We start from the raw sequence: 21,699 nt of genomic DNA, 5'->3' as shown, positions 1-21,699 counted from the left end.
CTCCCAAAGCTCACGTTTCGCGCAGGAGGGAGCGGCGCAACAGTTTGACCATCAACAGTGCGGCCCGCTCATCGCTGTCCGGCGCACTTGCCCCCGTCGGCTCGGACATCCGGCCCAGGACCGCCACAAACACCGCGCCCGCCACATCGGCGTCGATGCCGGCCGGCAGGTCGACGGTAGCCAGTAGCGCGGCGACCGCTTGGAAGATCGCGCCGATGCCGTGGTCGACATCGGCATCGGAGAGTTGTTCTGCGACTGTGCCGTCAAACCATGCTCGGATCACGCCGCGGTAGGCGCGATGGAATCGGACGTAGCCAAGCATCCATTCGGTCAGCGAATCGCCGGCCATGGCCGGCAGAGCGGCAGCGTGCTCCTCGATCTCGACGACCGCCCGGCGGGTCAGCTCGGCCAGGATCTTGTCCTTGGTGCTGAAGTGTCGGTACAAGGTCGCGCGGCTGATATCGGCGGCGGCCGCGATGTCCTCCATGCTGACGGCGTAGTAGCCGCGTTCGGCGAACAACGCCGAACTGACCGACACCACGTCTTGCGGAATTGGTGAGCTTGGCGCCTCGGTGGCCGGTTTCGCCGGACCACTATCGAGGGCAGGCGGTGGTGTTCGCGCGCGCCGGTCTGCTGCCCGCGGTGTTACCGCGTGCAGCACGTTGGCGGGGGTCTCGGGAAACAGCATGAGTTGCAAGGCGACGGTCAGCGACCAGGTAACGGTTGCGGGGTCGGGCAACGGAAACATCGCCCGGTACCGGTAGAGATGGACCATGTGGGGAATGCGGCCCAGTGCTGCGGCCGCGTCGTCGGCGTCCAGACCGCGCAGGCGCGTCTTCCGCAGCCGATCGGTGACCGTCTGGTGAAACTGGTTGGCGGCCGTACTGGCGTCGATGACGGCCAACCCGGTGGCCGTGCCGATGCCCGGAAACTCGGCGAATACCGCGGCGTGGGTGTCGTAGATGTCCGCCCATTCGGCCAGCCACCGTTGCAAGTTGCCGACTCCGTCGACCGTCGGGCCGAGTCCGCCGAGGTGCTCGCCGTGTACGAGGACATCGCGTCCGGCCATCGCACTCAGTTCACGAAAGATCTCCTCCTTGCCGGCGAAGTACTGATAAACAGTCGCGCGGGAGGCGCGGGCCGCCTTGGCGACAGTGTCGAGCGAGGTGGCGTGAAATCCGTTGGCCAGGAACACCTCTGCGGCACATCCGAGTATGCGCTCGCGGGTATGCAGTCCGCGGCGCCCCACGCCGGCATTCGCCGCGGGGGCGTAGCCGGGGCGCCGCAGCTTGCCGGGGGTGTAAACCATAAAAGAAGTATCCGACACGCTCATTGGGCCGACGGCGCTCCGGGCAGGTTGCGCTTGGCCTTGCCGGGATAGCCGAAGAACTTCTCGAAGTTGGCGTCGTTGATGGGCTGCGCGCTGTTGCGGGTAGCAGCCAACCGTAGCGCCTCGAGGCGGGCCTGGGCCTTCTCCAGCGTCTTGACCGCCCCGGATTGCGCCAAACGTTGCACCTCCCGCGCAGCCTCGGCGATCTCGATGCGAAGTCGCTCACCCGCTTCGCCGAAGGTCAGCAGGTCGTGGTCGTCTTCATCGATCTTGTCGCGGCCCGCGTCGTCCGCGGCTCGGTCCGTGAATTTCATGTCGCGCCTCTCAACGTCTAGACGAATGTGGCGTACCTCATATAGTCTGTGAGACGAACCGTCAGAAAACAAGACGATATGTCAGAAAAGTACGACAGCTCGTCAGATGCGAAGGAGCATCATGCCGCTTCAGGATGACCACCAGATCGTCTCCGTCGATGACCACTTGGTCGAGCACCCACGGGTGTGGCAGGACCGGTTGCCGCAGAAGTACCTCGAACGGGGCCCGCGCATTGTCGAGGAAAACGGTATGCATCTGTGGCACTACGACGGGCAGGTCTTTCCGACCATCGGGCTGAACGCGGTCGCCGGCAAACCGCCGGAGGAGTGGGGCATGGATCCCGTCCGCTACGAGGACATGATTCCGGGCTGTTACGACCCGGTCGCACGTGTCGCCGACATGGACCTCGACGGCGTGCAGTCGGCGTTGTGCTTCCCGTCGTTCCCCGGATTCGGCGGCGGCACGTTCCAGCGTGCCGAGGACAAAGACTTGGCGCTGCTGTGCGTCAAGGCGTGGAACGACTTCTACATCGACGAGTGGTGTGCCACAGCGCCGGAGCGCTATATCCCGTTGGCGATCCTGCCGACCTGGGACATCGACGCATGCGTGGCCGAGGCCGAGCGCGTAGCCGCCAAAGGTGCACGCACCATCTCATTCCCGGACAGCCCGGTGCCGCTGGGATTGCCCTCGTTCCACTCCAACCACTGGGACCGCTTGTGGCAGGTCTGCTCGGACGCCAAGATGCCGGTGTCGCTGCACTTCGGGTCCGGCTCCTTTGTGCCGGGCTTCTCGTTCTCCACGATCAAGCCGGTTCCGGGTCAAATGGCGGTGCCCGACGCACCTTTTGCGGTCGCAACGGCGCTGTTCTCAACAAACCTGATGTGGTCCACGGTCGATCTGCTGTTCTCCGGCAAGCTGCAGCAGTTCCCGGATCTCCAGATCTCGCTCGCTGAGGGCGGCATCGGTTGGGTGCCTTACATCCTGGAGCGGTCCGATTACGTGTGGGAGCGCCACCGCTACTACCAAAACATCGACTTTGACACCCGTCCGTCGGACCTGTTCCGCAAGCACTTCTGGGGCTGCTTCATCGACGACGAGCACGGCCTGGCGAACCGGCACAGCATCGGCATCGACCGGATCACGCTCGAGATCGACTTCCCCCACAGCGATTCCAACTGGCCCAACTCGCGCAAGCGGGCCGCCGAGGTGCTCGCGGCGGTGCCCGATGACGAATGCTCGCTGATCGTCGAGGAGAACGCACGCCGAATGCTCAACTTCCCGCGGGTGAGCGCGGGCGATCGGCAACTCGCCGGCGTCTGACGCCGAAGGCCGTCGGTCGTCTAGAGTCTGGCCCGCGAGACCAACTGCGCGGCAATGACATTGCGCTGTACCTCGTTGTTTCCCTCGCCGACGATCGTGAGAGGGGCGTCGCGGAAGTAGCGCTCGACGTCGTACTCGGTGGAGTAGCCGTAGCCGCCGTGGATTCGGACGGCGTTGAGCGCGATTACCGTGGCCCGGTCCGATGCGCCGGGTTCGGTGAGCGCCATCGTGGCGCACACCTGCCCACTCGTCATCTGGGTCAGATATTTCTTTCGCTGTTCTTCGTTGCCGTACAACGAGTTCGGCTGTGTGACAACTTGGCCGCCGTCCGCGCCGGCCAGGCTCATCCAGCCACCGGCCAACTCCTCGGCCACCGGGCTCGAAATCGGCGAGCAGTACCCCCAGTCGAACGCCCTTAGCGCTCTCATGCTCGACCGGCGGTGGTTTGGTGCCGGCGGCGTTAAGCGATCGTGTCGCATCCGGGTGACCGGCAGTGTGCTTCACTCGTGACGACGAGGGCCAGGGAACGCCCGCCACCGTGGGCGGCCGGCACCAAGACGGATCGCACGCGCGGACAGATCCTGGAAGGGGCGCGGCTGACGTTTTAAGAACTCGGCTACTCCACAGCGAGCGTCGAGCAGATCGCGCAACGAGCCGGGGTGTCTCGGCCGACGTTTTACGTGTATTTCGCCTCCAAGCAGGAAGCGTTCCTTGCCGTTGCGGAAAGGTCCGTCCAGCATCTGTCCCAGGTTCTCGCGTCACTTGACGCAGTGCCCGAGGGTGCTGCCGATTCCGTGCTCACTTGCTGGGTCGAACAGTTCTTCTTGTATTTCGACGCGTTTGGGCCGTTCGCTACAGTGTGGCGGCTGGCGGCGTTCGCCGACGCCACCCTTCAGCAGTCGCGTTGGAAGCGCAGCGTCGCTGGGCAATTCGAATCGGCCGTAACCTCGACCGCACCCGCGGGACCGCGCTGGGCGATCCCGTCTCCCAAGGGTCGGCACTGGAGGCGATGCTCGAGTCGCTGTGGTTCTCGTCGACTATGGACGATTCTCGACGAGGCAAACAGGCCGCGCTGTCCACGGCGATCGCGATGGGTGAAGCGCTTATCGCCCGATAGAGGGTTCGGGCGATTGCAGTCTCAAGACCGAGTACGCGGCCTTGCAGACGGTATCCGTCCCAGCGACGCGGGGACGAAGGCCCGGATGAGGCCTTCATCCCCGCCGTCTTCCGGCCGACCCGGCTCGGCGACCAAACTGAAGGCGATCCGAGTGAGCCAGTGCGCCATGGTTTCCGCCGAGACATCGTCACGAACCTCGCCGGCTGCCGCGGCGGCGGTCAATCGCTGACCGAGCGTTTCCGCAAGATCTTTTCGCCAGAGTTCGGAGGCCTCGGCGGCATGAAAGGTTTGCCCTAGTTCGTCGGCGCCGATCAACAGAGCCATCGTCGGAGAGCTCCGCGCGGCCGCCAGTCCGACGAGCATGGCGTTGACCACCTGGTCCACGAACGGTTCGTCAGTATGCCAGCAGGGTTCGGCGGCTTCGAGCACCCCTGAGATGGCCCGGACAAAGCACGCTGCCAGCAAGGCGTCTTTGGTGGGAAAGTAGTCGTAGACCGTGCGACGGTGCACACCGGCTCGGCTTGCGATGTCGCTCATTGTCGTCCGGCTCACGCCGCGCTCGGCGTAACAGGCCTCAGCCGCTACGAGCAACCGTTCGCGGGCGTCGGCGCCGCTGACCGGCAGGTCGGCCCCCCAGGCTCTGGCGCGTAGAGCGCGGTTCTCAGACTCCATACCCGCCATCATCTCAATTCGCTCGGCGACATCTTGACGAACACCACATATCACCATAATGTGTGGTTTGCACCACAATAATACGCATTTGTGGTCAGAAGTGGAGAGTTACGAGTGGGCGACGTCGTCGGCTTCATCGGCGCTGGTCAGCTTGGTGAACCGATGGTCACTCGGCTGTTGCAGGCCGGGCACGAGGTGGTGGTCTACGTGCGTCGGCCAGAGGTACGGGACCGCCTGGCGAACCGCGGTGCTCAGCTGGTCAACGGTGTCAAAGGTCTCGCAGAGGCCAGCGACGTGATCGTCTCCTGCCTGTTTTCTGATGCTCAACTGCGTGAACTCGCTTTGGGCCCTGGCGGTTTCATCTCCAACGCGAAGCCTGACGCTGTATTCGTCTCGCACACCACGGGCACGCTCGCGACGCTGACGGATTTAGCGGCCTCGTCGGCCACCGCGCCGGTGTTCCTGGACGCACCTGTCAGCGGCACAGCCGAGCACATCCAACGCGGTGAACTCACCGTGCTGATCGGTGGGCAACCGGCTGCCGTCGAGCGGGTGCGGCCGGTGCTGGCGGCGTATGCCGACCCGATCCTGTCCACTGGGGAATTGGGCTCGGCGCTGGCGATCAAGCTGATCAACAATCTGCTGTTCGCCGCCAATGTCCAGCTGGTGGTCCAAGCCGCCGAATTGGGTCGTCAGCTCGGAGTCGAGGAGCAGAGCATGCTCGCCGCGCTCGCGGTGTGCAGCGGGGGAAGCAACGCCTCGTCATACGTTCAGTCGGCTGGAGGCCTGCACGAATTCACCGAAGTCGTGACGCCCTTCCTTCGCAAGGATGTCGCGGCCTGCCTGAGCTTCGCCGCGGCGGCGGACACAGAACTGGGTCTACTGGGTCACGTCGTCAGCACCGGACCAATCGACCTGACGCAGGAGAACGGATGACCCAGGAATACGATTACATCGTCGTTGGCGCCGGCTCTGCGGGCTGCGTCCTTGCCAATCGCTTGTCGGAAAACCCGACCTGCCGGGTGCTGCTGCTCGAGGCTGGCGGTCGCGCTACCACCCCGCTGATCCACATGCCGAAGGGTTTCGGCAAGCTCTTCGAGAACGAAAAGCTTGTCTGGCGTTATCCCACCACACCTTTCGGGCCCAACGCGGAGTTCGAGTATTGGCCGCGGGGCAAGGTCCTCGGGGGCTCGAGTTCCATCAACGGCATGGTCTACAACCGCGGAAACCGTGATGACTACGACGAGCTTCTGCTCCTGGGAAATGAGGGATGGGGTGGGGATGACATCCTGCCCATCTTCAAGTCGATCGAAGATCACGTGTTCGGAGCGACGCCGACTCGAGGTTCGGGCGGACCCTTGCACGTTTCAGTGCAAAGCGATACCGATCCGCTCTGTGCCGAAATGATCACGTCGGCGACGCGGATCGGCCTCCGACAAGTCGTGGACATCAACGAGTCCGACGAGGAGCGGGTGGGACTGGCGCCGGCGACGATCAAGAACGGGCGTCGAGTCAGCGCCGCCGATGCGTTCCTGGCGCCCGTGCGCTCCCGACCCAACCTGACGGTGTTGACCGGAGCCCTTGTCGAGCGCGTGATCGTCGCGCGCGGTCGCGCCGTCGGGGTGGTATTCCGGCGGAAGGGCAGCCGTGCAGAGGCGCTGGCGCGCAGCGAAGTCGTCCTATCGCTGGGTAGTCTTGGTTCGCCGAAACTGTTGCAGCTGTCCGGAATCGGACCTGCTGATGTGCTCGCTTCAGCAGGCATCCCCCTACTGGTCAATGCGCCCAATGTCGGGCGGCGCATGCGAGAGCATCGCTGCGTGGCGGTGAAGTACCGCCTCAAGGAGAATCTCGGCTACAACCGGCAGCTGGCTTCGACTCTGGCTCAGGCGATTACCGGCGCCAAGTATTTGGCAACCCGTAAGGGCCCGCTGGCTGCTCCTGCCTACGACATCCTGGCGTTCGTCAAGACAGATCCCGCAGCGAGTCGCGTCGACGGTCAGCTCCTTCTCGGTCCGCTGTCAGTCGGCACCTATAAGCCCGGCGAACCGGTCGGAGTGGAGACGCAGCCGGGGATCTCATGCATGGGGGAGGTCCTGCGCCCGACGTCGGAGGGCACCGTGGCGATCGCTTCGGCCGATCCCAACGACCACCCGGTGATAACGCCCAACTTCTTCGCCAGTGATTACGATCGCAAGACCGGGGTGGCCCTGCTGCGCACGATCCGCAACATCTTCTCCCAACCGCCGATCTCCGACCGAATCAGCCACGAGACCTTCCCCGGTCCGCAGGTTCAGACGGACGAGGCTCTGATCGATTCCGCGCTGGATGCCGGTTACTGCGGGTACCACGCCGTGGGAACCTGCGCCATGGGCCCGGACGAATACGACGTCGTCGATAGCCGGCTTCGCGTGCGGGGCGTCGACGGACTGCGCGTCGTGGACTGTTCAGTCATGCCGACGATGATCGCCGGCAATCTCAACGGACCCATCATGGCGATGGCCTGGCGCGCAGCGGATTTCATTCTCCACGATCAAGGTCTGGTTGATCGTCAGTCCAGCGGCTCACGACGGTAAGGAGATATCTCATGCGAGCGGAAATTGACAAGTCCAAATGTCAGGGTCACGCCCTGTGCGCGACGGCTTCGGGCGATTACTTCGAGCTCGACGATCTCGGCTACATCGCCAGCGACAGTGCAGAGGTACCTGCCGGCAGCGAGCGCGCTGCGGAGGAGGGCGCCGGCGCGTGCCCCGAGCAGGTCATCACCATTCGCCGTGAGAACTGAGAAAGGAGCCGCGCTCGTGACCACCAACGCCGTCAAGTTCGACACCGACCTCGATCAGCACTCCGCCCAATTCATGCAAGACCCCTACGGCAAGCTCGCGGGAATTCGTGATCGATGCCCAGTCGCTAAAAGCAGCGCGTGGGGCGGCTTTTGGATAATCAGCGGGTACCAAGAGATCTTCGATGCCCTGCACGACACGGAAGTGTTCAGCTCGACACCCGACGAGAACGGGAAGGGCGTCCCGCCGGCGCCGGGCTCTCCGCAGCTTGCGCCGATCGACTTCGATCCGCCGGAGGTCGGCTTCTATCGCTCGTTCCTGCTCAAGCACCTCTCCCCGGGGGCAGCCAAAAAACTTAAGCCCGACATCACGGAAATGACCACAGCGTTCATCGACGAGTTCATCGAACGAGGTCGCGCCGATGTCTCGCAGGAGTTGTTCACGGCATTGCCTGCGCAGTTGATTCTCAAGATCTTGGGGTTCGACCACACCCGTTGGCGGGAATGGATCAGCTGGGTGCACGGCTTTGTCCACGAACGAGTCGCCGATCCCGAGGGGGCGATGAACAAGATCCTCACTATGGCCGGCCAAATCGTCTCCGAGATCAACGAGTCGCGAGAGACGCAACGTCCGGGATTGATGACGGACCTAATCAACGATGAGCAGGACGGACGCAAACTCACCGACGCCGATCTGGTCAACATCGTGTTTCTGCTGATCTTGGGCGGGATGGACACGACAGCAGGCCTCACCGGCAACTCGTTGTTGAAGATCGCCGCCGACGATGCGGTACGGCGCAGGATCATCGACGATCCGACGATCCTGGATCGGGCAACCGAGGAGTTCCTCCGGCACGGGACACCGACCATTGGGCTGAGCCGACGGGTCGCCAAGGATGCCGTTTTCCACGGCAGAGAGATGAAAGCAGGGGAGCGGGTGCTGTTGATGTACGCCGCGGGCAACCGAGATCCCCGAGCGTTCGAAGATCCGGACACGCTAGATCTGGACCGTTCGGACAACCGGCACATGGCTTTCGCGCTCGGCGTGCATCGCTGTCTCGGATCGAATCTTGCGCGGGTGATGTTCAAGATCATGGTCACTGAGCTGCTGGCCCGCGTCCCCGATTTCACCGTCGACTTCGACAATGTCGAGAGGTACCCCGACGCCGGGGACGTATACGCGGTCAAGCACCTTCCGATCACCTTCACCCCCGGCCAGTCGAGAGGTCCGGCCCGAACGGACAGCCAAGGTCCAACGTGACGGCGATGCTAAATACACCCGCAAGCGGGCCGCCGAGGTGCTCGCGGCGGTGCCCGATGACGAATGCTCGGTGATCGTCGAGGAGAACGCACGCCGAATGCTCAACTTCCCGCGGGTGAGCGCGCGCGATCGGCAACTCGCCGAGGTCTGACGCCGAAGGCCGTCGGTCGTCTAGAGTCTGCCCCGCGAGACCAACTGCGCGGCAATGACATTGCGCTGTACCTCGTTCCCTCGCCGAGGATCATCAGTGGAAGTAGTGCTCGACGTAGTATTCGGTGGGCTTTGAGCGCGATTTCCATGGCCACCTCCGACGCGAACAGCTTGGTCCTCGCGGCTTCCATTCGCACCGTTCGCCGCTGTCGTACCTCTCTGTGGCACAGCGGATGAGCTGGCGTGCGGCAGTCAATTTGGTTGCCATGTCGGCCAGGTAGTTCCCCACTGACTGGTGTTTTCAGATCGGCTGGCCGAAGCTCTCCGGTTCCTGTGCGTAGTTCGGCGCGTCTTCAGGCGCTGCGCTCGCCCCGCCCAGCGCCCGCGATGCAACCTGAATCCGGCCCGTCTCAAGGCCCGGCGCAGCACCGCTCGGGCCGCAGCGCACAGGCGGGTCGAAATAGTTAAAGCTTTAGTCTTATGCTGTCAGACTGGATGAGACCGTGCGCCCGGACGGTCGAGCGGAGGAGGTCGTATGAAGGTTCGCCTCGAGCGGTCGAAGTGCGTGGGCCACGCCCAGTGTTACGCCGTCGACCCGGAATTGTTCCCGATCGATGACTCCGGTTACTCCACCCTCGAGGAGCGCGAGGTGCGACCGGAAGACGAGCAGCTCACCCGGGACGGGGTAGCTGCATGCCCCGAACTCGCCCTGATTCTCGAAGACGGGTGACAGGCCTGCTTGCCAAGCGGTCGTAATAACCGGCACACTGCAAACATAGTTAACCAGGTTGACTTTGTGGAGTGTGATGCAGACAGCTGATTGGCGCCCCCGGCTCGAGTCGCTACTCGCGGACTTCCGTCGTCGCCAGGACGACAGAGCGCGCGACGGCGCCAAACCCGACCGCATCGAGGTGGCTCGCGCGTGGCATGCCGACCTCGTCGACAACCACCTGGCCGCGCCCGGGTGGCCGCACGAGGCCGGCGGACTCGGCCTCTCGCTGGCCGATCAGCTGGACTACTACCGGATGACGACGGATGCGGGTGCGCCGCCGCATCCGTGTCCGTTGTCGTTCATCCTCGCCCCGACGCTCATCGCGCACGGAAGCCAGGAGCAGAAGGATCGGTTTCTGACGCCGTTGCTGCGCGCAGACGAGTTCTGGTGTCAGGGGTTTTCCGAACCCGGTGCGGGCAGCGACCTTTCGTCGCTGTCCACCCGCGCGGTCCGCGACGGTGACGTGTACCGGGTGACGGGTCAGAAGGTGTGGACCACGATGGCCGACCGTGCCGACTGGATGTTCGCACTGGTACGGACGGCGACGGGGGAGAAGCCATCCGACGGCATCACCTATCTGCTGATCCCGATGAACAGCCCGGGAATCACCGTGCGCCCGCTCCGCGACATCAGCGGCGCGGCGCACTTCGCCGAGGTCTTCCTCGACGGTGTGGAGGTGCCGGTCGACAACCGGGTGGGCGACGAGGGCGCAGGCTGGTCGATCATGCGTACCTCGCTGGGCCACGAGCGGGCCACCGCTTTCCTGGCCGACGAGTTCAAGTACCGTCGCACGGTCGACCGGGTGATCGAGCTGGTCGTCTCCCGACGGCTCGACGACGACCCGCTGGTTCGCCAGGACGTCGCCCGGTTGGAGTCCGGGGTTCGCACCATCGCCGCCAATAGCGCCCGCGCACTTGCCGCGGCGCTGCGCGGTGAGGATCCAGGCGGTGTGGCATCAGTGAACCGGCTGGTGAAATCGGAGTTCGAGCAACACATGCACGCGCTCGCCCTGCGCGCGGCCGGTCCCTATGCGGCACTCGGTAGCCGCGCACCCAACGCCGTCGACAACGGGCGCTGGACGTTCGGTTATCTGATGAGCCGTGCGACGACCATCGGAGCGGGCACCGCCGAGATCCAACGCAATACCATCGCCGAGAGCGTGCTCGGCCTGCCATCGCACCGGGGCGAGGGCATCCGGGCAGCCGCCGTCACGCCCGGCGCCCCGCTCGCCGTGCCCGAGGAGGACGAACGCGGGCTGCGCGAGGTGCTGGCGGCGACACTTCGGGCCAAGGTGGACGTGGCGGGGTTGCTCGACCGCACGCGTCCCGTCGATGCTGTCGAACCCGAAGTGTGGTCGGCGCTCGTCGAATTCGGCCTGCCTGGTCTTGCCGTCGATGAATCCCTGGGGGGCGCCGGCGCTCGGCCGCGTCTGCTTTACGCCGCCATCGAGGAAGCCGCGAAGGCACTGACTCCTGCGCCGCTCGTTCCGACGGTGACTGCGCTCGACGTCGCCCTGCGTTGCGGCGCAAAGGCTTTGGTCCATCGGATAACGAGCGGCGCGGCTGCGGCGTTCGCCGTTCCCGTGAACGACAGCGGCTGGATAATCGGCGGCCCTGAGTTGCCCGAGTGGGACGGGGCCGGCCTTCGCGGTGTGGTGCCGATCGTCGTGGGAGCACCGCACGCCGAGGTGCTGGTGGTCCCGGCGCGAGTAGCCACCGGCGCCGGTGAGGTAGTGGTCGCCGTCGACGCGTCCGCCGAAGGTGTTGACGTGACCGCCCAACAGCCGCTGGACTTGACCGCCACCATCGGCTCGGTGATCTTCAGTCGCGCGGCGGGGGAGGTGCTGGCCGACGGGACCGATGTTGCTCGAGTGCTGGGCACAGCGCGCCGGCAAGCGGCGTTGGCTGTGGCGGCGGACTCGGTCGGGGTTGCTGCACGTGCGTTGGCAATGGCCGTTCAGTGGGCAGGCGAACGCCATCAGTTCGGCCGCGCCATCGGCAGCTTTCAAGCGGTGTCGCACCGGTGTGCGGACATGTTGGTCGCGCTCGAGGGGGCGCGCAGCCAAGTGCTGGCCGCGGCCGAGGTCGACCTCGAAAAGTCGGGATATCTGGCGGATCTGGCCGCCGCGGCCGCGCTCGACGCCGGGGTGATAGCCACGGAGGGTGCGTTGCAGATCCACGGTGGCATCGGCTTCACCTGGGAATACCCGATCCATCTGCTGCTGCGGCGCGCCCAGGCCAACGCCGTGCTGATCGGCCGTGCCGACGCGCTGCGAGACCGCGCTGCCGGCGAACTGTTGGCGCTGAGCCACTAAGACAGCACATCGAACAGGAAGACGGCAACGTGGAATACGCAATGGGTCCCGAATTGGAGGCCTTCCGCGGCGAGGTACGGGCCTTCATCGCCGAGCATGCACCGTCCATACCTCCGCGGGCGGGCGTGCGCAGCGCAGAGAACGAAGCCGAGCTCAAGTCGCTTCAGGAGTGGACGGCGCGGCTGTTCGAAGCCGGCTACGTCGGCTCGGACTGGCCCGCGGAGTTCGGCGGCCGCGACGATCGCTGCGCAGAACACGCCATCGTGGTGAGCGAGGAACTGGCCAGGGCCGCAGTGCCAGGCGTTCCGAGCGGCAACGCGCTGGCATCGCATGCGCTGATCCACTATGGCACCGATGAGCAGCGCCGCAGGCATCTGCCCGAGATCCGTGCGGGTCGACAGCTGTGGTGCCAACTGTTCAGCGAACCCGGCGCCGGAAGCGATCTGGCGTCGCTGCGCACCCGCGCGGTGCTCGATGGCGATACTTACACCGTCAGCGGGCAGAAGGTGTGGACCACCGACGGGCACTGGGCCGACTACGGATATCTGTTGGCCCGCACCGATTCCAACGCACCCAAGCACAAGGGCATCAGTGCATTCATCCTCGACATGTCCAGCCCCGGCATCACGGTCCGTCCGCTGCGCGAACTGACCGGCACTTCGGACTTCAACGAGGTTTTTTTCGATTCTGTCGAGGTGCCTGCCGAGGCAATGATCGGAGAGCCAGGACAGGGCTGGACGATTGCGAACGCCACGTTGGGTCATGAACGTACCAGCGTGGGCGCCGCGGTCGTCAAGCTGAGGCTGGCCATTGACGGACTGGTCGGACTCGCGTCGCGCGTCACCGTCGACGGTCGCCTCGCGATCGACAGCGATCGGATCCGCGATCGGATCGGTGAATTCAGCGCCGAGGTGGAAGCGCTCTCGGCGCTGACGTATGCCAACCTCACCCGTTGGCTGCGTGGCACCGAACGCATGCACGACGGCGCGATGGCCAAATTGATGTTCAGCGAACTGAACCTCGAAATCGCGCGCTTCGCTGTAGAACTCGGCGGCGAGGCGGGCATGTTGGTGCAGGGGGACCCGGACGTCCTCGACGGCGGTCGTTGGCAGGACGAATGGCTGTACGCCCGGGCCTACACGATTGCCGGTGGCAGTTCGGAGATCATGCGCAACCTGATCGCCGAGCGGGGCTTGGCACTGCCGCGGGATCGGCGCTGAATGTCAGGCGCTGAGCAGCGCCGCACGGTGTTCGGCGACGCTTCCATTGAAGGCCTCGTCGACCTTGATCCGGCGCAGGAACAGATGCAGATCGTGCTCCCAAGTGAATCCGATGCCGCCGTGCACCTGCAGCGCCGTGCCGGCCACGTTGGCGGCAGCCGACTTGGTGTACGCCGCCGCCGCGGACGCGGCGCGGGACCGCGCGGCGGCCGGTGCGGTGTCCAGCGCGAGAGCCGCAGCCCACAGACACGCCCTGCTGGCTTCGACAGCGACGACCATGTCGGCGCAGTGGTGCTTCACCGCCTGGAACGAGCCGATGGGCGCGCCGAACTGTTCGCGCTGCCCGGCGTAAGACACCGTCATGTCGAGCAGTCGGGCCGCCGCGCCCAGCGCGTCGAACGCCCGGTACACAGCCAGCGCGTCGCGCACCAGGGCCAGCGTGCCAGGAGGGAGCTGTGTCCAGCTGGCGATCGTCGCGTCGAGCTCCAATCGCGCCCACGAACGACTCAGGTCGAGCGTCGACATCTTCGACGGCGTCGGCGCATTCAGGACCACCAGGTACTCTCCGTCGTCCACCCGACCTGCTACCGCGATGGAGTCCATGTCGGCGGCCATCGGCACCGGACGGGTGACACCCGTCAGCCGCAGCGCATCGCCGCCGAAACCGGCGTTCGGACCGAGCGCCACTCCGGTGAGCTCGCCGCCGTTGGTGGGCGAGTCGACGTGGCCGAGCAGCCAGGCCGCGATGTTCAGATCCGCGACCGGCAGCGAGCTCGCCGCGTATCCGTGCGCCTCGGTCACGACGGCGAGATCCACGTGGGTGCCGCCTATTTCGGGTGTCAGGATTGCCAGCAGACCCGATTCGGCGGCATGGGCCACCGCTGCGGGGTCGACCGTGACAGGCGCCGCGTCCAGCGTTGCGCGGACCCTGGCGATGGGGTCGTTCTTACTGAGCCAGGCCCGCTCCGCCGCGGCGAGTTGATCCTGTTCGTCCGTCAAGCCGAAGTCCATCACTACGCCTTTCACAAAGTTGACCTAGTAAACCATGTCCACTAGGTTCGAGGGAACGGTGATCCACCACGAAAGTCGATCCGGAAAGTCGAGATGACGAGCATCCACGAGGCGCTGGGACGGCTCTGGGACGCCGACGACCACGACCGCATGCTGGAGTGCGACGGACGCTGGGCGACCTGGGGTTCCGTTCGGTCGCTCACGGAGCGGATCGACCGGGAACTGACCGCCGCCGGGTGTCAGACGGGTGGCCGAGTCGCCGTCGTGCTCTCCAATCGAATGGAGTCCGTGGCGGCGCTCATCGCCATCTTCCGCGGCGGACGCACGCTGGTGACCATCAGCCCGCTGCAGCCACCGGAAAGGCTGAGCGAAGACCTTGCGGCATCCGGCGTCTCCTTCGTCCTTGCGCCGTCAGCGTTGTGGTCCGACGAGGTATTCAACCGCGCCGTCGCCGACCTCGGGGCAACCGGCTGGAGGCTCGACGAAGGCGAACTCGCCATGTGGGTACGAGGCACGGCGGAAGCAGTCAGTGGCGATCCAGCGGTAGCCATCGAGATGCTGACCTCGGGCACGACGGGTGCACCCAAGCGCATCCCGCTCACCCGAGAGCAGCTTGAGGCCTCACTGGCTGCTGCGTTGCGGCACAACGACCGTCCGGAGATGAGAACCAAGCCGCCGCTGACCGGAACGGTCGGCCTGGTGACATTGCCCATCGTGCACATCGGCGGGCTGTGGTCCTTACTGCAGTCTCTGGTCGCGGCCCGTCCGATCGCGATGCTCGATCGATTCACGGTGCCGGGTTGGCACGCTCTGGTGACGCAGTATCGGCCCGCGGTGGCAGGCCTGCCCCCGGCGGCCATGCGATCGGTGCTCGACTCCGACATCCCGCGGGAGGATTTGGCGAGCATCCGCGCTATCAACGCCGGCACCAGTCATGTCGATCCGGAATTGGTCGACGCGTTTTACGAGCGGTACGAAATCCCGGTCCTGGTCGTCTACGGCGCGACCGAATTCTCCGGCGCGGTGGCCGGATGGACGGTCAAGGACTTCGGCGCGCGATGGACCGACAAGCGGGGCAGTGTCGGACGTGCCTTTCCCGGAGTCCGGCTGCAGGTGGTCGACGATGACGGCGCCGTGCTCGCCCCGGGGGTCACCGGCAGGCTGCAGGTTGCCACACCCCAGGCCGGCAGCGCCGGAGACTGGATCACGACCAGTGACCTAGCGCATCTCGATGCCGAAGGGTTCCTCTACATCGATGGACGCGCCGATGACGTGATCGTGCGCGGCGGTTTCAAGGTGTCCCCGGAGACCGTCGTCCGCGCACTGCGTGCCCATCCGGCGGTGGCCGACGCCGCCGTCGCGCCCGTGCCGGATCAGCGGTTGGGCCAGGTTCCCGTTGCCGCAGTCGAATTGCGCCCTGGGGCGGCCACGGATGGCGAGGCGCTCCGCGAGCACTGCCGGGGCGCGCTGACGCCCTATGAGGTGCCCGCCCGCGTCTTCATCGTCGACGAGTTGCCTCGCGGGGCGGCGCTCAAGGTCGACCGGCGCCGTCTGATCGCAATCCTCGAAAACCTTGGCTTACCGCCTGTTCAAGCGGCCGGAGCAGGCCGACCTCTGCCAATTCCAAACTAATCAGAAGGAGACTTCATGGCTCAAGCCGTGACTGAGATGACCAATCCAGCCGCTCTCGTCGAGCGGCGAGGCAACGTCACGCTCATCACCATCGACCGGCCCGAGGCGCGCAATGCCGTCAACGGCGCGGTGAGCACGGCAGTCGGCGACGCGTTGGCGGTGGCCCAGGACGATCCCGAGGTATGGGCCGTCGTCATCACCGGTGCGGGCGACAAATCCTTCTGTGCCGGGGCCGATCTCAAGGCCATCTCGCGGGGCGAGAACCTCTACCACGCCGAGCACCCCGAGTGGGGCTTCGCCGGCTACGTGCATCACTTCATCGACAAACCCACGATTGCCGCGGTGAACGGCACGGCACTGGGCGGCGGCTCCGAGCTCGCACTCGCCAGTGATCTGGTGATCGCCTGCGAGAGCGCCTCGTTCGGGCTGCCCGAGGTCAAGCGCGGTCTGATCGCCGGAGCCGGCGGCGTGTTCCGGATCGTCGAACAACTGCCGCGCAAGGTCGCGTTGGAATTGGTGTTGACAGGTGAGCCGATGACAGCGGCAGACGCTCTGCGGTGGGGCCTGATCAATGAGGTGGTGCCGGACGGCACCGTCGTGGAAGCCGCCCTGGCGCTCGCCGAGCGGATCACTTGCAACGCGCCACTGTCGGTACAAGCCAGCAAGCGGGTCGCCTACGGCGCTGACGGGGGGATCATCGCCGCGGAAGAGCCCAAGTGGGAGCGCACGTCTCGCGAGTTCACCGACCTGTTGAAATCCGAAGACGCCAAGGAAGGCCCGCGGGCGTTCGCAGAGAAGCGCCAACCCATCTGGAAGGCGCGTTGAGCATGGGACGAGTACAAAACAAAGTCGTTCTGGTAACTGGAGGGGCCCGCGGCCAGGGCCGCAGCCACGCCGTCAAGCTGGCCGAGGAGGGCGCTGACGTCATCCTCTTCGACATCTGTCACGACATCGATACCAACGAATACCCGCTAGCGACATCACGTGATCTCGAAGAAGCCGGTCTGGAGGTGGAGAAGACCGGCCGCAAGGCCTACACCGCCGAGGTGGACGTGCGGGACCGAGCGGCGGTGAGCCGCGAACTCGCAAACGCGGTAGCCGAATTCGGCAAACTCGACGTGGTAGTCGCCAATGCGGGCATCTGTCCCTTGGGCACTCATCTGCCGGTTCAGGCATTCGCCGATGCCTTCGACGTCGACTTCGTCGGCGTGGTCAACACCGTGCACGCCGCGCTGCCGTATCTGAAGTCTGGTGCGTCGATCATCACCACCGGGTCGGTCGGCGGGCTGATCGCCGGTCTGCTAACCCCGGGTGCGGGCGGGCCGCAGGGTCCCGGCGGAGCGGGTTACAACTACGCCAAACAGTTGGTGGACTCCTACACGCTCCGGCTCGCGGCGCAGCTGGCACCACAGTCGATCCGCGCCAACGTCATTCATCCGACCAACGTGAACACCCCGATGCTCAACAGCGAGCCGATGTACCGACAGTTCCGACCAGACCTCGAGGCGCCGAGCCGCGACGACGCCTTGCTGGCCTTCCCGGCCATGCAGGCGATGCCCATCCCATATGTGGAAGCCTCGGACATCTCGAATGCGGTCTGTTTCCTGGCCTCGGACGAGTCCCGGTACGTGACGGGCTTGCAGTTCAAAGTCGACGCCGGCGCAATGTTGAAGTTCTAGGAGGGATCAATGACCACCACCGAGAAGACCGGTGCCGAGGCGGCCGCCGAAGAGGGCCGCATCACCGACGAGGACATCGAACGCGCCAAGGGGCAGATCGGAATTCCTGTCCACCAGCGCGACGAAGCGTGGCACAAACTGCCGTCGGCTGATGCCATCACGCACTTCGCCTTCGGCTGCGGTGACGACAACCCGTTGTTCCACGACCCGACCTACGGACCCGCCACGCGCTGGCACGGACAGATCGCATCGCCGACTTTCCCGATCGCGACGGGCCTGGATCAGACCCCGAAATTTACCGATCCGGAGCGGAAGAAGCTGTTCCGCGGTCTCTTTCGCGGTACCGGCAAGTACTACTCGGGGGTGAAGTGGACGTGGTACCGCCCGATCTACGCGGGTAGGCCGGTGTTGGCGGAGAACTACACGCTGGATGTCCAGGTGAAGGACAGCGAATTCTCCGGTGGCCGTTCGGTCAAGGAGACCTATCGCTACCTCTATGTCGACATCGACGGCAATCCGATCGCCACCCGTGACGAGTCCTATATCAACGCCGAGCGTCATGGTTCGAAGAAGTCCGGGAAGCTCAAGGACATTGAGCGCAAGCACTGGACTCCCGAGGAGTTCGCTCAGGTCGAGGAAGAGTACGAGGCTGAGGTACGGCGAGGAGCCGATCCGCAATGGTGGGAGGACATCTCGGTGGGAGATGAACTTCCGGGAATCATCAAGGGCCCGTTGACCGTCGTCGACATCATCTCGATGCACATGGGCTGGGGCTGGGGTGGCTACGGCGTGGGGCCACTGAAATTCGCCCACCAGCTGCGCAAGCGGATGCCCGCCTTCTACCAGCCGGATGAGTATGGCGTTCCTGATGTCGTGCAACGACTGCACTGGGACGCCGAACGCGCTCAGGCACTGGGTATTCCGGCGCCGTATGACTACGGCCAGATGCGCGCAGCGTGGGTGAGTCACCTGCTCACCAACTGGATCGGTGACGACGGCTGGCTGGCCGAGATGGACCTTCAGTTGCGCGGCTTCAACTACCACGGAGACGTGCACCGGTGCACCGGCAGGGTCACCGCGAAGGGTGACGGAGCCGAAGACCCGGTGTCGCTGGACGTATTCGCCACCAGCCAGCGAGACGAAACCACCACGCGTGGCACGGCCAAAGTGTTGCTGCCGTCGAAAACGACGGGGGCTGTCGCGCTGCCGATCCCGGATACCGATCTCAGAAGGCGTGGGGCGCAAGTCGTTTCGCGGATTTCCGGTAGGGTCGGCGAAGAAATGCGACGACTGTATGGAGAGTGAGAAAGGCGTATGAAGAGACTCGTTCTAGGGCCGGAGCATGTGGCGTTCCGCGAGACGGTGCGGCAGTTCATCGAGCGTGAGCTCATGCCCAACGCCGAGAAGTGGGAGAACGACCGTCTTGTGGACCGATCGGCGTTTGTCGCTGCTGGCAAATACGGTTTGATCGGGTTCAACATGCCCGAGCAGTACGGCGGCGGCGGTGTCGATGACTTCCGCTTCAACGCGGTCATCGACGAGGAGATCGCCCGCTACGGAGGGCCGGCACCTTCGCTGAGCTTGCAGAACGACGTTGTGGGACCGTACTTCTCGTCGTTGGCTAACGACGAACAGAAGGGACGCTGGTTGCCGGGCATCATCAGCGGCGAGCTGATCGTCGCCGTCGCGATGACCGAGCCTGGCGCGGGCAGCGACCTGGCTGGCATCCGCACCTCGGCCGTCCGTGATGGCGACGACTGGATCATCAACGGCGCCAAGACATTCATTTCCTCGGGTATCAACTGCGATTTGGTCGTAGTGGTCTGCCGTACCGACCCCGAGGCCGGACACAAGGGCTTCACATTGTTGGTCGTCGAGGCCGGCATGGACGGCTTCAGCCGCGGGCGAAAGCTCGCCAAAATGGGCTTGCACTACCAAGACACGGCCGAGTTGGCCTTCGAGAATGTCCGAGTCCCGTCGGCCAACCTACTGGGTAAAGAGGGACGCGGCTTCTATCACCTAATGGCCAACCTCCCGTCGGAACGGTTGTCCATCGCCATCTCAGCGATCGCAGGCGCACGGGAGACCTGGCGGCAGACGTTGCAGTATGCTAAGGACCGCAAGGCTTTCGGCCAGTCGATCGGTAGCTTTCAGCACAACCGATTCCTGTTGGCCGAGATGGACACCGAACTCGAGATCGGCGAGCAATACATCGACAGATGCCTTCAGGCGGTAGTGGACGGTGAACTGACTGCGGTCGAGGCGTCGAAGGCCAAGTGGTGGTGCACCGAAACGGCCAAGAAGGTGATCGATGGCTGCGTGCAGTTGCACGGTGGCTATGGCTATATGACGGAATACCGCGTTGCGCGCGACTATATGGACAACCGCATCATGACGATCTTCGGTGGCACCACCGAGATCATGAAGGACATCATCGGACGCGACCTCGGCCTATGATCCCGTTGTGGTGAATGGTATCGCGGTCGCGCGCGATGGTGCGGTGCTGCGGATCCGGCTCGACCGGCCGGAGAAGCTCAACGCCGTCGACGCCCCCTTGCTCGACGAGTTATCGGCCCGGCTGGGCGATGCTGCGGCAGATCCGGCGGTCCGTGCGGTGTTGCTCAGCGGCGCCGGGCGAGCGTTCTGTTCCGGCGGCGACCTGACCGGCGGTGAGACCGAGGGAGCGGCCCATGCCGCCAACCGGGTGGTCCGGGCGGTCACCTCGCTACCAAAACCCGTCGTCGCAGGGGTACACGGTGGCGCGGTCGGGTTCGGGTGCGCGTTGGCGCTGGCCTGCGACCTGGTGGTAGCCGCACCATCGGCATACTTTCAGTTGGCGTTCAGCCGAGTCGGGCTGATGCCCGACGGCGGTACGTCCGCGCTGCTGCCAGGGCTGGTCGGCCGGGCGCGTGCCGCGCGGATGGCAATGACAGCCGAAAGGGTCTCCGCGGCAACTGCATTCGAATGGGGCATGATTGCCCACGTCACGTCCGTGGATGACTACGAGTCGGTACTCGAGGACGTGCTGCAGTCGGTTGCGTGCGGGCCCACAGTGTCATTCGGCTGGACCAAGCGCGCGTTGGCCGCAGCGACCCTGGGCGAACTCGAGCCGGTACAAGCGATCGAAGCCGAGGGGCAGCTGGCATTGATCGACACCGCTGACTTCCGCGAAGGCGTGCGTGCCTTCCGGGAACGTCGCAACCCGGATTTTAGTGGCAACTGAACAGAGGAGAGTCGACATGACAATCCAGAAGGCACGAGTAGACGGGCTGGACATCGACTACACCGACACCGGAACGGGTCCAACCGTCCTGTTCGTACACGGCGTCTACGTGACCGGCGCGCTGTGGAACGACGTCGTGGCCGAACTAGGGCAGGGTTTCCGCTGCATCGCCCCGACGTGGCCGCTGGGCGCGCACAGCACACCTAGCGACGGCGCCGACCTGCGTGCCGAGGCGGCCGCGCGACGCATTGTCCACTTCATGGAGTCCCTCGATCTCATTGATGTCACGGTGGTGGCCAACGACACCGGTGGCGGCCTGGTGCTAGCGTCGCTGGGCGATCCAGCGCTGGACACGTCCCGGATCGCTCGTTTGGTGTTGACCAATTGCGATAGCTACGAACACTTTCCGCCCGGCTCGTTCGCTCAGATCGTCAAGCTGTGCCGGTTCAGTCCTGCGCCGGGCGGCATGATCTTAGGGCTGCTGGCCACCGGACCGGGGCGGAGCTTCTTCCTGAAGGCCGTGTCCAAGCACCGCCCGACCCCGGAGCGGCAGCGGGAGATTTTCGGATCCTTCGCCACCAGCGGAGCGGCCCGCCGCGACGCCGTTACGGTCACCGCCTCCCTGGATTCGGCTCTGACATTGCGTGCCGCGCCGGCGATCGAGGCTTTCGACCGACCCGTCGTCCTGGCCTGGGGAACCGAGGACCCGCTGTTCCCCCTCGACCACGCCCGCCGACTGCGCGACGCGTTCCCGCATGCCACGTTGATCGAGATCCCCGGCAGCTCCACCTTCGTCATGATCGATGCGCCCAGTGAACTAGCCGAAGCGATCCGCAACGTATGACCGGCGCACAAATGTGACAGTGTACTGTCATAGTTCTCGAACCGTACGACCCTGGAGAGT

Annotated in this window: 20 protein-coding genes and 3 pseudogenes; 16 read left to right on the top strand and 7 right to left on the bottom strand. The window is 65.0% G+C overall.

Translation table 11 applies throughout. The features are described from left to right. Positions 1-10 precede the first annotated feature (10 nt). Both OCQ_RS14085 and OCQ_RS14080 read right to left on the bottom strand, forming a co-directional pair. The gene (locus OCQ_RS14085; RefSeq protein ID WP_014384993.1) at positions 11-1,309 is read right to left on the bottom strand and encodes a TetR/AcrR family transcriptional regulator; all 1,299 of its coding nucleotides are present in this window, start codon (positions 1,307-1,309) and stop codon (positions 11-13) included. A 20-nt stretch (positions 1,310-1,329) separates the two neighbouring features. After that, a complete protein-coding gene (locus OCQ_RS14080) occupies positions 1,330-1,644 on the bottom strand; it encodes a hypothetical protein (RefSeq protein ID WP_014384992.1) in 315 nt (104 codons plus the stop codon). Between the two features lie 121 nt (positions 1,645-1,765). Here OCQ_RS14080 and OCQ_RS14075 point away from each other — a divergent pair, with 121 nt between their 5' ends. Beyond that, a complete protein-coding gene (locus OCQ_RS14075) occupies positions 1,766-2,965 on the top strand; it encodes an amidohydrolase family protein (RefSeq protein WP_014384991.1) in 1,200 nt (399 codons plus the stop codon). Positions 2,966-2,985: 20 nt separating this feature from the next. Here the strand turns inward: OCQ_RS14075 and OCQ_RS26100 are convergent. After that, a pseudogene (locus tag OCQ_RS26100) lies at positions 2,986-3,171 on the bottom strand (acyl-CoA dehydrogenase family protein); the annotation flags it as partial. 93 nt (positions 3,172-3,264) lie between these two features. Continuing rightward, a pseudogene (locus OCQ_RS27265) lies at positions 3,265-3,312 on the bottom strand (hypothetical protein); the annotation flags it as partial. Positions 3,313-3,869: 557 nt separating this feature from the next. Between OCQ_RS27265 and OCQ_RS27085 the strand changes: the two are divergent. Beyond that, positions 3,870-4,082 (top strand): hypothetical protein, encoded by a 213-nt coding sequence (locus tag OCQ_RS27085; protein ID WP_014384989.1) that lies wholly within the window; start codon positions 3,870-3,872, stop codon positions 4,080-4,082. Between the two features lie 21 nt (positions 4,083-4,103). On the opposite strand, the gene OCQ_RS14065 is transcribed toward OCQ_RS27085, so the two are convergent. Next, positions 4,104-4,754, bottom strand: coding sequence for a TetR/AcrR family transcriptional regulator (locus OCQ_RS14065; RefSeq protein WP_232065604.1), 651 nt, complete (start codon positions 4,752-4,754; stop codon positions 4,104-4,106). 114 nt (positions 4,755-4,868) lie between these two features. Between OCQ_RS14065 and OCQ_RS14060 the strand changes: the two genes are divergently transcribed. Genes OCQ_RS14060 through OCQ_RS14045 form a run of 4 tightly spaced genes read left to right on the top strand, consistent with a single transcriptional unit; the run spans position 4,869 to position 8,794 of the window. Continuing rightward, positions 4,869-5,690: an NAD(P)-dependent oxidoreductase gene (locus OCQ_RS14060; protein ID WP_014384987.1), complete on the top strand. Its 822-nt coding sequence runs from the start codon at positions 4,869-4,871 to the stop codon at positions 5,688-5,690. After that, positions 5,687-7,327 carry a GMC family oxidoreductase gene (locus OCQ_RS14055; protein ID WP_014384986.1) on the top strand — a complete coding sequence of 547 codons (1,641 nt, stop codon included), beginning with the start codon at positions 5,687-5,689 and terminating at the stop codon, positions 7,325-7,327. Before OCQ_RS14060 ends, OCQ_RS14055 begins: the two co-directional genes overlap by 4 nt. Positions 7,328-7,338: 11 nt before the next feature. Next, positions 7,339-7,536 (top strand): ferredoxin, encoded by a 198-nt coding sequence (locus OCQ_RS14050; protein WP_014384985.1) that lies wholly within the window; start codon positions 7,339-7,341, stop codon positions 7,534-7,536. Between the two features lie 16 nt (positions 7,537-7,552). Beyond that, the gene (locus OCQ_RS14045; RefSeq protein WP_014384984.1) at positions 7,553-8,794 is read left to right on the top strand and encodes a cytochrome P450; all 1,242 of its coding nucleotides are present in this window, start codon (positions 7,553-7,555) and stop codon (positions 8,792-8,794) included. Between the two features lie 171 nt (positions 8,795-8,965). Here OCQ_RS14045 and OCQ_RS26090 read toward each other — a convergent pair. Next, positions 8,966-9,383, bottom strand: a pseudogene (locus OCQ_RS26090) (acyl-CoA dehydrogenase family protein); the annotation flags it as partial. Positions 9,384-9,479: 96 nt separating this feature from the next. Between OCQ_RS26090 and OCQ_RS14040 the strand changes: the two are divergent. The 3 genes from OCQ_RS14040 to OCQ_RS14030 all read left to right on the top strand — a co-directional run bounded on the left by OCQ_RS14040 (position 9,480) and on the right by OCQ_RS14030 (position 13,250). After that, positions 9,480-9,674, top strand: a complete 195-nt coding sequence (locus tag OCQ_RS14040) for a ferredoxin (protein WP_014384982.1) — start codon at positions 9,480-9,482, stop codon at positions 9,672-9,674. 76 nt (positions 9,675-9,750) lie between these two features. After that, on the top strand, positions 9,751-12,030 hold the full coding sequence (locus OCQ_RS14035; RefSeq protein WP_014384981.1) for an acyl-CoA dehydrogenase family protein: 2,280 nt from the start codon (positions 9,751-9,753) through the stop codon (positions 12,028-12,030). A gap of 29 nt (positions 12,031-12,059) precedes the next feature. Continuing rightward, positions 12,060-13,250: an acyl-CoA dehydrogenase family protein gene (locus OCQ_RS14030; RefSeq protein ID WP_014384980.1), complete on the top strand. Its 1,191-nt coding sequence runs from the start codon at positions 12,060-12,062 to the stop codon at positions 13,248-13,250. A gap of 3 nt (positions 13,251-13,253) precedes the next feature. Here the strand turns inward: OCQ_RS14030 and OCQ_RS14025 are convergent, their stop codons facing one another. Beyond that, positions 13,254-14,261 carry an acyl-CoA dehydrogenase family protein gene (locus tag OCQ_RS14025; RefSeq protein ID WP_014384979.1) on the bottom strand — a complete coding sequence of 336 codons (1,008 nt, stop codon included), beginning with the start codon at positions 14,259-14,261 and terminating at the stop codon, positions 13,254-13,256. A gap of 93 nt (positions 14,262-14,354) precedes the next feature. Between OCQ_RS14025 and OCQ_RS14020 the strand changes: the two genes are divergently transcribed. Genes OCQ_RS14020 through OCQ_RS13990 form a run of 7 tightly spaced genes read left to right on the top strand, consistent with a single transcriptional unit; the run spans position 14,355 to position 21,639 of the window. Continuing rightward, a complete protein-coding gene (locus tag OCQ_RS14020; protein WP_014384978.1) occupies positions 14,355-15,893 on the top strand; it encodes a class I adenylate-forming enzyme family protein in 1,539 nt (512 codons plus the stop codon). Between the two features lie 15 nt (positions 15,894-15,908). Continuing rightward, on the top strand, positions 15,909-16,718 hold the full coding sequence (locus tag OCQ_RS14015) for an enoyl-CoA hydratase-related protein (RefSeq protein ID WP_080588020.1): 810 nt from the start codon (positions 15,909-15,911) through the stop codon (positions 16,716-16,718). 2 nt (positions 16,719-16,720) lie between these two features. Next, entirely contained in the window at positions 16,721-17,572 is an 852-nt protein-coding gene (locus OCQ_RS14010) for a mycofactocin-coupled SDR family oxidoreductase (protein WP_014384976.1), read from the top strand. A gap of 9 nt (positions 17,573-17,581) precedes the next feature. After that, positions 17,582-18,877, top strand: coding sequence for an FAS1-like dehydratase domain-containing protein (locus OCQ_RS14005; protein ID WP_014384975.1), 1,296 nt, complete (start codon positions 17,582-17,584; stop codon positions 18,875-18,877). Positions 18,878-18,886: 9 nt separating this feature from the next. Then, the gene (locus OCQ_RS14000) at positions 18,887-20,029 is read left to right on the top strand and encodes an acyl-CoA dehydrogenase family protein (protein ID WP_041785009.1); all 1,143 of its coding nucleotides are present in this window, start codon (positions 18,887-18,889) and stop codon (positions 20,027-20,029) included. 10 nt (positions 20,030-20,039) lie between these two features. Then, entirely contained in the window at positions 20,040-20,795 is a 756-nt protein-coding gene (locus OCQ_RS13995; protein WP_041785645.1) for an enoyl-CoA hydratase-related protein, read from the top strand. 46 nt (positions 20,796-20,841) lie between these two features. Beyond that, positions 20,842-21,639, top strand: coding sequence for an alpha/beta fold hydrolase (locus OCQ_RS13990; protein ID WP_080588066.1), 798 nt, complete (start codon positions 20,842-20,844; stop codon positions 21,637-21,639). The last annotated feature ends 60 nt before the right edge of the window (positions 21,640-21,699 follow it).

It is taken from the genome of Mycobacterium paraintracellulare, assembly GCF_000276825.1.
Taxonomy (GTDB): domain Bacteria; phylum Actinomycetota; class Actinomycetes; order Mycobacteriales; family Mycobacteriaceae; genus Mycobacterium; species Mycobacterium intracellulare.
Note: the sequence above shows the minus strand (reverse complement) of the source record. Positions and strands in the feature narration are given on the sequence as shown.